This is a genomic window from Ottowia thiooxydans (assembly GCF_040548795.1).
Classification (GTDB): domain Bacteria; phylum Pseudomonadota; class Gammaproteobacteria; order Burkholderiales; family Burkholderiaceae_C; genus Ottowia; species Ottowia thiooxydans_A.
Genome location: NZ_JBEPSH010000003.1, coordinates 582116 through 594400 on the forward strand (window position 1 = coordinate 582116; position 12285 = coordinate 594400).

Annotated in this window: 10 protein-coding genes; 2 read left to right on the plus strand and 8 right to left on the minus strand. The window is 57.5% G+C overall.

All coding sequences use genetic code 11. The features are described 5' to 3' along the window. Positions 1–116: 116 nt before the first annotated feature. The 8 genes from ABIE13_RS09550 to thrS all read right to left on the minus strand — a co-directional run bounded on the left by ABIE13_RS09550 (position 117) and on the right by thrS (position 8305). Positions 117–587 (minus strand): MerR family transcriptional regulator, encoded by a 471-nt coding sequence (locus tag ABIE13_RS09550; RefSeq protein WP_354442900.1) that lies wholly within the window; start codon positions 585–587, stop codon positions 117–119. Between the two features lie 311 nt (positions 588–898). Then, entirely contained in the window at positions 899–1234 is a 336-nt protein-coding gene (locus tag ABIE13_RS09555; protein ID WP_354442901.1) for an integration host factor subunit alpha, read from the minus strand. Between the two features lie 43 nt (positions 1235–1277). Next, positions 1278–3713: a phenylalanine--tRNA ligase subunit beta gene (pheT, locus tag ABIE13_RS09560; RefSeq protein WP_354442902.1), complete on the minus strand. Its 2436-nt coding sequence runs from the start codon at positions 3711–3713 to the stop codon at positions 1278–1280. A gap of 30 nt (positions 3714–3743) precedes the next feature. Continuing rightward, a complete protein-coding gene (pheS, locus tag ABIE13_RS09565; protein ID WP_354442903.1) occupies positions 3744–4817 on the minus strand; it encodes a phenylalanine--tRNA ligase subunit alpha in 1074 nt (357 codons plus the stop codon). A 112-nt stretch (positions 4818–4929) separates the two neighbouring features. Beyond that, a complete protein-coding gene (gene rplT, locus ABIE13_RS09570) occupies positions 4930–5289 on the minus strand; it encodes a 50S ribosomal protein L20 (RefSeq protein WP_354442904.1) in 360 nt (119 codons plus the stop codon). Positions 5290–5315: 26 nt separating this feature from the next. Further along, entirely contained in the window at positions 5316–5519 is a 204-nt protein-coding gene (gene rpmI, locus ABIE13_RS09575; RefSeq protein ID WP_009517525.1) for a 50S ribosomal protein L35, read from the minus strand. Positions 5520–5699: 180 nt separating this feature from the next. After that, on the minus strand, positions 5700–6320 hold the full coding sequence (gene infC / locus ABIE13_RS09580) for a translation initiation factor IF-3 (protein WP_354442938.1): 621 nt from the start codon (positions 6318–6320) through the stop codon (positions 5700–5702). Between the two features lie 77 nt (positions 6321–6397). Next, complete coding sequence (gene thrS / locus ABIE13_RS09585) at positions 6398–8305, minus strand: threonine--tRNA ligase (protein ID WP_354442905.1); 1908 nt, start codon at positions 8303–8305, stop codon at positions 6398–6400. A 427-nt stretch (positions 8306–8732) separates the two neighbouring features. Between thrS and ABIE13_RS09590 the strand changes: the two genes are divergently transcribed. Next, a complete protein-coding gene (locus ABIE13_RS09590; protein ID WP_354442906.1) occupies positions 8733–9089 on the plus strand; it encodes a hypothetical protein in 357 nt (118 codons plus the stop codon). A 332-nt stretch (positions 9090–9421) separates the two neighbouring features. Continuing rightward, positions 9422–12274 (plus strand): DUF5979 domain-containing protein, encoded by a 2853-nt coding sequence (locus ABIE13_RS09595; protein ID WP_354442907.1) that lies wholly within the window; start codon positions 9422–9424, stop codon positions 12272–12274. Positions 12275–12285: the final 11 nt, after the last annotated feature.

Genomic DNA, 12285 nt, shown 5'->3' on the forward strand with positions numbered 1-12285 from the left:
ATTTCCTGGGAGCGCCAAGCTCCAGCTTGGCAATCTTGGGTTGTGCTAGGGCGCCGAATTGCCAAGCTGGAGCTTGGCGGTCCCAGGGGGCAGCCCGCTCCGCCAAAGTCAATAGTTCAGAAAACCGTCAGCAGATCGCGTATGGCTTTCAGTTCTCGCTCGACCTGGCGGATCTGCTCGGGCACATGACCTTCTTCCAACACCAAATCAGTTTCACCATCACCTTGCTCAGACAAATCGAGCGATTCGCCCGAAACTGACTCTTCCGGATCCAGAGCGTTGAGCACGGGGATGCCGAAGCCATTTGACCTGCTGCGCTCACGTTCAGTCTGAGCGAGCTCCTGAAGCTTGTGACGCGCACCATTGATGGTGAAACCCTGGTCATAGAGCAGACCACGGATACGCCTGATCATCAGCACTTCGTGATGCTGGTAATAGCGGCGGTTGCCCCTTCGCTTCATGGGGCGCAACTGGGTGAATTCCTGTTCCCAATAGCGCAGCACGTGGGGCTTGACGCCACACAGCTCCGCTACCTCACCAATAGTGAAATAGCGCTTCGCCGGGATGGGGGGGAGTACGTTCTCCATTTAACCTGGTGACCTACAAGACCTTGCAAACCATCCGAAAGAGTAGCGCAAGTTGGACATTACCGCTACAGGGAAAGAGCCAAGTTGTGACTTTGTATTCAGTATCTCGGGGCAAGATGGCCTTCCCACTGAAAAACCGAAACAAATGAACAACTCAGAAACGCTTCTGAGTCACGGTTTGTAGGCCGATATTGGGAATAAGAAAGATTCAGCCGCTGCAAGAAAGGGCTTGACCACATGTGCGCTGCTTCGAACGACACTTCATTCACGGCAGCCTCTCGCACCAGGGGCGAGAGGCGAAAAGGAAATGTTCAGGTTTCGGCGGTGGCCGCAAAATCTGACTGCACCTGGTCCTTCAGTTTCTGGCTGGCATGAAACGTAATGACCCGCCTGGCCTCAATGGGAATGAGCTCGCCCGTTCGAGGATTGCGACCGGGGCGCGGCGCTTTCACCCGGATTTGGAAGTTTCCAAAACCCGACAACTTGACTTCCTCACCGGAAATCAAGCGCTGGCTGATCAGATCGAAAAATGCATCGATCATGTCTTTTGACTCGCGTTTGTTCAGTCCGATTTGCTCGAACAGAACTTCCGCAAGCTGCGCTTTGGTCAAAGCCGATATTTCCAGGCTCTCAACCGATAGTTCCATGACGCTCTCGCTCCCTCTTCTTATTGAATTCAAAAAATGACACTCAAGCCCGAAGCCTGGCGCCCAAATCGCGTTGAAGTGCTGCAGACAAAGACTGCATCACCGCATCAATACGCTCATCGGTCAAGGTGGCTTCAGCGCTGCTGAGTGTGAATCGCACCGCCAGACTCTTCTCTCCGGCTGACAGCCCGCCGGCAGAAGCTGCGTCTGCCTTGGGCCGATAAACGTCGAAGAGGACCGCATCGCGCAGCAAGCCCTCGGTTGGAGCACTCCATATGACCTGCATCAATTGTGCATGGGTGACGGCTTCAGGCACAACTACAGCCAGATCCCGTTCGGCGGGCTGGTGCCGAGGCACTGCCTGCGCTTGGGGCAAGGCACGCGCCAGAACAGCCTCAAGATCAAGCTCGAACACCACAGGAGCTTGCGCAAATTCCCAGCTTTGGCGCCAACGCGGGTGTAATTCACCCACGAAACCGATTGCAACGCCGTCCAGCAGAACGGCTGCCGAACGGCCAGGGTGCAAGGCAGGGTGTGAAACTGGCTCAAAGCTTGGCTGGCGAGGCGAGAGCAGCGCTTCCACGTCGCCTTTGGCATCGTAGAAATCTGCCGCGGACTGCCGCCCTTCCCAGCCTTGTTGACCGTCCGGTCCGTACGCGATCCCAGCGACCCGCAACGGCTGGCGAATGCCTTGTACGGCAGTGTCAGACGTCTTGACAGAGGTATCACGAAAGAAAGCACGACCTATTTCGAAGGCACGGACACGATCAGCCCGGCGATTGGTGTTGTGCTTGACCACCTGCAGTAGCGATCCCACCAGGCAGGAGCGCATGACACTCATCTGGCTGGCAATAGGGTTGAGCAGACGGATGGGATCGGGGTTGCCCGCAAGATCTTTCTCCCAGCTTTCTTCGACAAAGCTGAAATTGATGGTCTCAAGGTATCCCAATCCTGCGAGCATGCGCCTGACCGCAAACGGGCTGCGACGCGATTCGGAACGCACGTTCGGAACAATCGGCGCCAAGGGTGGCGTCGTGGGCAATTGCTGAAAGCCAATCAGGCGAGCAACCTCTTCGATCAGATCTTCTTCTATGCGCAGATCGAATCGGTAGGCAGGCGGCACGACCGTGATGGTGCCTTCACCCTCTTGAAGGGTGAGCCCAAGGCGGCCAAGCGCATCCGCGCATTCAGCCTGCGTGAGCGGCATGCCAATCACCTTCGCTGCACGTGCCACGCGCAGCGTGACCGGCTGCGGGGTAGGCATATTGGGCTGGAGGTCATCCACTGGCCCGCACACGGTGGCAGGCGTGCCGCAGATATCGATGATGAGCTGAGTGATGCGTTCTATGTGCGCAACGGTCAGCGCAGGGTCGACCCCACGCTCGAAACGGTGTCCGGCATCGGTGCTGAAGTTGAATCTGCGAGAACGGCCTGCAACCGCATCGGGCCACCAGAAAGCGGCTTCGACGTAGACATGCTGCGTGTCGTCAGACACAGCAGTAGCGTCGCCGCCCATGATGCCAGCCAGGGATTCGACTTCCTGGTCGTCAGCGATGACGCCGACAGATGCATCCAGGCTGACCGTATTGCCGTTCAAGAGCTTGAGCTGCTCACCCACCCTGCCCCAGCGAACATCCAGGCCGCCATGGATCTTTTCAAGGTCAAAAATGTGACTGGGTCGTCCGTACTCGAACATGACGTAGTTCGAGATATCTACCAGAGCAGTCACGCTGCGCTGACCACAGCGGGCCAGGCGATCGACCATCCACTGAGGGGTGGCAGCTTTGGTATTGACGTTTCGAACCACTCGGCCCGAGAAGCGACCGCATAGATCAGGGGCGCTGATCTTGACAGGCAGCACCTCTGTGGAGCCTGCTGCCACCGGCGGATGCACAGGCGTCAACAAGGGCGAGCCAGTGATGGCAGAAACCTCGCGTGCTATACCGTACACGCTGAGCGCATGGCCCAGGTTGGGTGTGAGCTTGAGGGTGAACAAGGCTTCATCGAGTGCGAGCACTTCACGAATGTCCTTGCCTACGGGCGTGTCCGCAGCGAGTTCCAGCAAACCGCCGTGGTCTTCCGAGAGTTTCAATTCTCGGGCGGAGCAGAGCATGCCCTGGCTTTCCACGCCGCGGAGCTTGCCAGTCTTGATGAGGAAGGGCTTGCCATCTTCGCCAGGCGGTAGTTCGGCCCCGACCAGCGCACAAGGCACTTTGATGCCCACACGCGCATTAGGCGCACCGCACACAATGTTCAGCAACTCCGGTTGACCGACATCCACCTGGCATACGCGCAGGCGGTCAGCGTTGGGGTGCTGTTCGGCTTGTTTGATCTCACCGACGACAATCTTGGAGAAAGGCGGCGCAAATGCGCTCACTTCTTCGACTTCAAGGCCAGCCATGGTGAGGGCTTCAGCCAATTGCTGGGTCGATAGCGGAGGATTGCAGAATTGGCGCAGCCAGGATTCAGGAAACTGCATAAATACTCTCTGTGGGAACTGGCTAACGGTTTAGCTGAACTGGCGCAGGAAGCGCACATCACCTTCGAAGAACAGGCGCAAATCATTCACGCCATAGCGCAACATGGCCAGGCGGTCGATGCCAGAACCGAAGGCGAAACCAATAAAGCGCTCGGGATCCAGACCCATATTGCGCACCACTTGGGGATGCACCTGGCCTGAACCCGACACTTCCAGCCATTTGCCAGCCAACGGACCGGTTTGGAACTGGATGTCGATCTCAGCACTGGGCTCGGTAAACGGAAAGTAACTGGGCCTAAACCGCAGGATCAAGTCGTCCGTTTCAAAGAACGCCTTGCAGAAATTGAGATAGGTGACCTTCAAATCCTTGAAGCTCACGTTCTCACCCAACCAGAGCCCTTCGACTTGATGGAACATGGGTGAGTGTGTGGCGTCGTTGTCGACGCGATAGGTCCGTCCGGGTGCAATGACGCGGATTTCGCTCATCTCGCCCCGGGCCAGCCGCTCGGCCTGCGCCTTGGCGTGCGCGGTGGCGTAGCGGATCTGCATGGGACTGGTGTGGGTACGCAAGCAGTAAGGCTGGCCGTCTTCGTCTTTCATATCGACGTAGAAGGTGTCTTGCATGGAACGTGCGGGATGGTTCGGCGGGTTGTTCAACGCCGTGAAGTTGAACCAATCACTTTCGATTTCGGGGCCATCGGCCACATCAAAGCCCATGCTGCCGAAGATGGCCTCAATGCGCTCCCAGGCCAGCGAAATAGGATGGAGCCCGCCCATGCCACGTTGGCGTCCAGGCAAGGTGACATCCAGGGCTTCGGCACGAAGTTGGCGGTCGAGTTCAGCATCCTGTAGAGCCTGGCGGCGTGCGTTCAGTGCACCTTCGACCGCTTGCTTGACTACGTTGATGGCCGCACCCCGTGTTTTCTTCTCTTCTACCGGCAGAGCGCCCAGACCTTTCATCAACTCGGTAAGACGTCCGGTCTTTCCGAGGTACTGGGCCTTGGCGTTTTCCAGATCAGCCGGGGTAGTTGCTTCGGCGAAAGCCGCGCGCGCGCTTTCGACAATCGAATCGAGTTCAGGGGCAGCGGAAGCGGGTACGTTCATGGCAGGCGGAAAACAACGATGAAATGAAAAAGGGATTGAAGCCGGTTCAGGCCTCAACCCCTTAGGCAATCTGCAAACTCCGCTATGGGAGGCGATGCTTGCAGAGAGGGTTTCAGGCAGCCAGCTTAGCCTTGGCCTGCTCCACGATGCCGGCAAAAGCCGCCTTGTCATGCACAGCGATGTCAGCAAGGACTTTGCGATCGATTTCGATGCCGGCCTTGCGGATGCCGTTGGCAAACTGGCTGTAGGTCATACCGCATTCACGCGCTGCGGCGTTGATACGGGCGATCCACAACTGACGGAATACACGCTTCTTGGTACGGCGGTCACGGTATGCGTATTGACCGGCCTTCATCACCGCCTGTTTGGCGACGCGATAGACGTTACCGCGGCGACCGCGGAAACCCTTGGCAAGGGCGAGGACTTTCTTATGGCGAGCTCGGGCTGTTACACCACGTTTGACGCGAGGCATGTTATTTCTCCTTGTTCGTCAGTTGATCAAAGGCCAGCGAATGGCAGCATCTGTGCCATGTGACCCATGTTGGTCTCATGCACATTCACCGCACCGCGCAGGTGGCGTTTGTTCTTGGTGGTCTTCTTGGTCAGAATGTGACGTTTGAAGGCTTGGCCGCGCTTGACGGTACCACCTGGACGAACGCGAAAACGTTTCTTCGCGCTGCTCTTGGTTTTCATTTTGGGCATTTAAATGCTCCTTTTTAAGTTGTGCTCGTGAGGCGTCTGCAAACTCCTTGCAGCCTTGTTGGCCCCGAGACACTTCTTGTAGTCAGCCTTTCAGCTGACTTATCTGCCTTTGTGCCCTCATCTCCAATGGAGCCGGGGTACGCTGGCAAATTCCTCTTTTCACCATCTCACCAACGGAGATCAACCTTCTGCCGGTGCGGAAGCTGCTTGACCAGGCACTGCAGGTTTGGCAACACCAACGCCGGGCTTCTTGCGCGCAGGAGCCAGCATCATGATCATCTGGCGGCCTTCGAGCTTGGGGAACTGCTCAACCAGAATCTGGTCAGCCAGTTCATCCCGAATGCGGTTCAGCAAAGCCATACCGATTTCCTGGTGGGTGATCTCACGACCGCGAAAACGCAGGGTAACTTTCACCTTGTCGCCATCGCCCAAAAAGCGGCGAATGTTGCGCATCTTGATGTTGTAGTCACCGTCGTCCGTACCAGGGCGGAATTTGACTTCCTTGATCTCAATGACCGTTTGCTTGGCCTTGGCTTCTGCGGCCTTCTTCTGCTCGATATATTTGAACTTGCCGTAATCCATCAGCCGGCAAACCGGCGGATTGGCATTGGCGACAACTTCAACCAGATCGACGTCGTACTCACCCGCAAGGCGCAAGGCCTCCTGGATAGGCACTACGCCCATTGGCTCATTTTCTGGACCGTTGAGGCGAACCTCTGGGGCCATGATTTCTCGATTCAGACGGTGGGCACGCTCCTCCCGTTGGCGGCGATCACGAAAATTGGTAGCTATGGCAAAAATCCTCAATACATAATGCTACGAACACGTAGCGAAAGCCGCTCATTACACGCGGGCCAGAGCTTGTTTCGGGTAGAAAGTCAGGCTTTGGAAGCAATGTCTTCGGCAACGCGCTTGGAAAACGCGTCAAGAGACATTACGCCGAGGTCTACATTGCCTCGGGCGCGCACTGCCACGGCGCCAGCATCTCTTTCCTTGTCTCCCACGACAAGGATAAAAGGGAGCTTTTGCAACGAATGCTCTCGTATTTTATACGTTATCTTCTCGTTACGCAGATCTGTCGTCACCCTAACCCCTTGATCGCGCAGCGTTTTCGCCACGGTTTGGGCGTATTCGGCCTGTGCGTCGGTGATATTGAGCACTGCAACCTGCACCGGAGCCAACCAAACGGGCAATGCGCCCGCATAGTGCTCGATCAGCATGCCGATAAAGCGCTCCAGGCTGCCGACAATCGCGCGGTGCAGCATGATGGGGCGGTGCCGTGCTCCGTCTTCGCCTACATATTCCGCGTCCAGACGCTCTGTCATGTTGGGGTCGACCTGCATGGTGCCGCACTGCCATTCACGGCCCAGGGCGTCCTTTAGCGTGTATTCGATCTTGGGACCATAGAAGGCACCCTCTCCGGGGCTGATCTCGAATTCGCACCCTGAGGCGCGCAGGCCCGCCGCCAGGGCTTCTTCAGCCTGATCCCAGCTTTCCTCGGACCCAATGCGTTTTTCTGGCCGGGTGGCCAGTTTGTAGATGATCTCGGTAAACCCGAAATCCTTGTAAACGTTCTGAAGCAATGTGGTGTAGGCCGTGCATTCGGCCTGGATTTGCTCAGGCGTACAGAAAATATGGCCGTCATCTTGCGTAAACCCGCGCACACGCATGATGCCGTGCAGGCCACCGCTAGGCTCATTGCGGTGGCAGTTGCCGAACTCGCCGTAGCGCAGCGGCAGGTCGCGGTAGCTTTTCAGGCCCTGCTTGAAGATCAGAATGTGGCCAGGGCAGTTCATCGGCTTGAGCGCGTAGTCCCGCTTTTCCGATTCCGTGACGAACATGTTGTCCCGGTATTTGTCCCAGTGTCCGGTTTTTTCCCAAAGCGATTGATCCAGAATCTGGGGACCTTTGACTTCCTGGTAGCCGTTGTCGATATACACGCGGCGCATGTACTGCTCCACCTGCTGCCACAGGGTCCAGCCCTTGGGATGCCAGAACACCGTGCCCGGCGAGTGCTCGTCAATATGGAAGAAATCGAGTTCCCGGCCCAGTTTGCGGTGATCACGCTTTTCTGCTTCTTCCAGCAAGCGCAGGTAGTTCTGCAGTTCGTCCTTGCTGGCCCAGGCTGTGCCATAAATGCGCTGCAGCATTTCATTGCGGTGGTCGCCGCGCCAGTAGGCGCCGGCCAGCTTCATCAGCTTGAAGTGCTTGAGCTTGCCGGTGGAAGGGACGTGAGGGCCACGGCACAGGTCTTCAAAGGCGCCTTCGCGGTACAGCGAAACGTCTTCATTGGAAGGAATACTGGCAATGATCTCAGCCTTGTAAGCTTCGCCAATTCCCTTGAAATAGGAAACAGCCTCATCACGTGGCAGCACGCGACGAACCACGGGCTCGTCCTTGGCAGCCAGTTCCGACATTTTCTTCTCGATGGCGACGAGGTCTTCAGGTGTGAAGGGGCGCTTGTACGAAAAGTCGTAGAAGAACCCGTTCTCGATCACAGGACCGATGGTGACCTGTGCGTCCGGGAACAACTCTTTGACGGCATAGGCCAACAAGTGGGCTGTGGAATGGCGAATGACTTCCAGGCCATCTGCATCTTTGGCTGTGATGATGGACAGCGGGCTGTCTTGTGTGATCTGAAAGCTGGTGTCGACCACTTTGCCGTCGATCTTGCCGGCGAGCGCGGCTTTGGCCAGGCCCGCGCCAATGGACGCGGCAACTTCGGCTACGGTGACGGGGCCGGGAAACTCGCGCTGGGAGCCGTCGGGAAGTGTGATGTGAATCATGTGGGAATCCTTGTCTTCAAAAAGAAAAAAGCGCGGAACACGTCCGCGCTTTTTTCGAGGGGAAAGGATAAATCTCGTGCAGGCGCGAACGGCCAGCCTAGTGGCTGGTAAAACTCTCCGTTGTAGTTCGCGGTGTCATAACCGAATTTGCCTTTCTCGCCCTTATGGGTTGCCGATAGCGCAATTCTAACGGTTCCGGCTGGGACCTGCCCACCCTACCCCGCACGAGATGCTCAATTTGCCTCCTCGCACTCTCCACTGCCCAAGAGCCTGTTCAAAGTCTCCTCACGGCGGCATTCGTCTGTGAAGCAGCGGTAAAGATCGCAATGCAACGCAAAGTATGGCTCTTTGACGTCAGCGAAGCCTCTCTCAAGTCGTTAAAGCTGTGAACTGGGGCGTGCGCTCCAGTATTGACAAGGAGTCTCGCGTGAAAACCTATCTACCCGTGTTGAAAGCAGCGGCCGTGGCGCTGGCAGCAGGTGCAGCACTCACAGGCTGCGTGGTGGCGCCCACCCCGGGCCCCGTATATGGCGGGCCGGCCTACTCCTCTGAGGGCGTCTATGCTCCTGTTGCTCCACCAGCCCCCTATACAGAAGTCATTCCAGTGATGCCATTTGCTGGTGCGGTATGGGTGGGCGGCTACTGGAATTGGTCACGCGGGCGCCACGTGTGGGTGCCTGGCCGCTATGAGCGCCCGCGCGCTGGATACAACTACCACCCTCATCGCTGGTCACCCAGTCCGCGCGGCGGATGGGAGCTGCGCGGCGGAGGTTGGAGACGATAGTCAAGTCAAGCACGCCCGGCTTCCGTGAGCAGCCAGTCCCGAAGCAGGCCCACGCAAGGTCCGCCAAGCACCACTTTAGGAGTGGGTAAGAGGATAACGAAGGCGCAAGAAAATGGTGCCACGCCGCACCGACACGAACACTATTGACGGCAAGGCAAGTACCAAATTCACTATTTAATGATCACTTTTGAACTCATTTGATGATGTCCAGCATGCAATCCTTTCAATCTTCCTTTCAATTCGTGAAGAAATGCCTTTGAGATAGGCCTGAGTTTTTATCCAATCGTGCCTCCTGCGCGTGATTCGACGCGCTCTAAACACCGGAGGAATCTGTGTCCATCTCATCCATTTCCCGAGCGCCGTTGCCTGAACGGCCGTGTCGCACCAATTCCCCCAAGTTGGCAATTGCCTTGGCTTTGGGCCTGACCCTATTGGCCGGTAGTGGTATGGCCCACGCGGCCAATGTCGACTTAACCGTCAGTAAAGCCGCGCCAAGCACCGCGGTCACTTTGGCGCCCTTCAACTACACCATAACGGTAGGCAATATTGGCAATGCCACCACTGGCGCCAGCACCGTGGTCGATACACTGCCCGCGCGGCTGTACGATTTGAACGCCACCAGCGTCGTACCCTTCGGAAGCGCCGTATGTCCGACTGTGGCTGAAGTCAACGCCGCCATCCCGACAGCCATACGCAGCTCGGCAACCGCCGAATCTACAGGGGGCCAAACGGTCTCGATTCCCATTCCCAGCCTGCCGCAAGGTGCCCGTTGCGAGATCACGATTTCAGCGAAAGCCTCTACCCCCGGCACCTATGTCAACTCGATCGCTGTGAACGCCGCAGCCAGCGACACTGAGACCAACCCGGCCGGCAACTCGGGCGTTGTGACCACAAGCGTCACGCAGGCGAACTTTGACTTGCGGGTAACCAAGGAGTTGGTGACGGCATCACCCGCCAACTTTGGCGTCCCGGTGCGTTACCGCATCACTTTTCACGGAGACCCCAACATTTCCGTACCCAACTTGGGGAGTTTCTATCCTCGCACCTTTGACGGATGGCAAAGCGTATCGGGGACAGACGGAGGCAATAACGGCGGTGTCCCCTACACCAGTACGATTGCCAGTTGCTCAGCCACCGGTGGTGCGACTGGCTGCCCCAGCTCACCACCCGCCGTTACCGCAGTCAGCGGCGCCACGATGAGTGCTGGCCAGCTACTGAGTCAGACCAAAATTTCACTGCCCGCGGGCAGCACGTTGGTCATTGAGGAAGACGTTGTATTCGCCCCTCCCGTTTGTGGTGGTTTGCGCGTAGTCAATGAGGCAGCTTTGACCTTGCACGCCAATGGTGGCGGAACCATCGTGTCAGATTCAAATTCTGACAATGACCGAGCCAGGGCCACTCTGGTCCTCAACAGTGTAGGTACCTGCCCTGTAGCCACCAATACCCTGGTGACGACCAAGACTCTGGCGAACCCCTCAGATACGGTGGTAGATACCGAAGGCGAGGCCGTGGGGTATGTGATTCGATCGCAATATACAAGTCCGCATGTGCCGGTGGCTGGTATCAGGTTTGGTGACGTAGTTCAATACTTCAACGAAAACGGCTCTAATGCGACCAGTGCGCTCCCAGCGCCCTTTCACTCACTCTGGCTGATGAGCTGTACCGTGGATTCGCTGGGGACCGGCTCTGCCTGCCCACCGGGCCCCTATCCGCGCCAATTGTTAGCCCCTGTCCAATCCTATGGGAATCAAACTGCCCCCCTCGGTGAAGGCAGTATTGCCAGCGGCGGTTTTGTTGAAATCAGACTGGAGCAACGGTGGACTGGAATCAATACGCTGACGTGCCTGCCTGATCGGAAAAGAGTGTCCAACAAGGTGGATTCGGTTCTGATCATGCCTCCAGGTGGCGCCTACGTGAACTTCAGTAAGCCCTCGGACTCACCCACGTCGGCCCAGGTCCGTATAGACCCGGATGTACCAGCATGTGTGGACGTCGCCTCCAACAAAAGCGTCTCTCCGGTCAATCCAGCTGCGGGGGTACCCATGACGTTCAACCTGCAGTTCACCAACAACAGCATGGCGGTGGTGGGAATGGCCAACCAGGCAACCAACATCGCGGTGACTGATGTGCTGGGTGCCCACTTCACGCCGACAGCGGCCTCCTGCAGTGTGATCTCGGGAAGCGCCGATGCACCTTCAGTATCCCTGGCTAACATCTCCGGTGCGAACAACACGTTTAACGCCGTCATTCCCAGGATGGACGATGGGGCTTCTGTGCAATGTGCGGTTACAGGCACCGTTGCAAACACCGGCAGCTTCAGCAACACCGTAACGTCCAATGCCACATCAGGCAGCGGGCGCAATGGTCGTTACGACACGGTAGCCACGAACAATGGCAGCACAATCAACTTTGGCATAGTTCCTCCGGCGACCGTGTCCCTGACCAAAACCTTGTCTGGAGAAGTCAGCGGCTATGTCGCTGGCAGCACCTTCCCGGTGACGGTCAGCTGCGCAGTGACACCCACTGCAGGCGGCTCCGCGGCCACAGTGCAACAGACGGTCAACCTGCTGCCCAACACAGCTCAGGTCATGCCAATACCCCCCACCAACGGGGCACAAACGGTCGCTTGCACCGTGAGCGAAGGCGCCACCCCCGCAACGGTCTCTGCAGGGTTTGTGTATGGCTCGCCGGTCATCAGCCCGCAAACGTTCGATGCTCCGGCTGGTGGCACTGCAGCACCCGCTGTGACCGTGAACAACCCCCTGACTCTCGTCATGGGCTCACTCACCGTGACGCCTACCGTGACCGGTCTCGTGGCGGGCTATACGGGTCAGCCGTTTGGCGTCACCGTGAGCTGCACAGGGCCTGGAGTGACCGGGTTCCCTCAGAGCTTCAACCTGGTCGCTGATGCAAGCCAAACCGTGCCGGTGCCGTTGGCCGCAAGCTGCACGGTCACCGAGACGCAACCCACCGCCAATGCGGGATTCTGGTTCCAGGCCCCCATGTTCACACCAAGCGTCACCGTGACCATCACAGGCGCCGATGTCGTCAACATCCAGAACAATCTGGTGGCATCCAAAGCGGGCCTTGAGCCCATTCCAACGCTTGATGTCAAATCATTGGCAGCCTTGGTGCTGCTCCTTTCCATCGCAGGGTTGTGGACTTCGCGTCGCCGCAAACACTGATCTGCTGAGAA

Bases quoted from the DNA above. Each gene is read 5' to 3' on its own strand.
- ABIE13_RS09550 (WP_354442900.1), bottom strand. From the start codon at position 587: ATGGAGAACGTACTCCCCCCCATCCCGGCGAAGCGCTATTTCACTATT.
- ABIE13_RS09555 (WP_354442901.1), bottom strand. From the start codon at position 1,234: ATGGAACTATCGGTTGAGAGCCTGGAAATATCGGCTTTGACCAAAGCG.
- pheT (WP_354442902.1), bottom strand. From the start codon at position 3,713: ATGCAGTTTCCTGAATCCTGGCTGCGCCAATTCTGCAATCCTCCGCTA.
- pheS (WP_354442903.1), bottom strand. From the start codon at position 4,817: ATGAACGTACCCGCTTCCGCTGCCCCTGAACTCGATTCGATTGTCGAA.
- rplT (WP_354442904.1), bottom strand. From the start codon at position 5,289: ATGCCTCGCGTCAAACGTGGTGTAACAGCCCGAGCTCGCCATAAGAAA.
- rpmI (WP_009517525.1), bottom strand. From the start codon at position 5,519: ATGCCCAAAATGAAAACCAAGAGCAGCGCGAAGAAACGTTTTCGCGTT.
- thrS (WP_354442905.1), bottom strand. From the start codon at position 8,305: ATGATTCACATCACACTTCCCGACGGCTCCCAGCGCGAGTTTCCCGGC.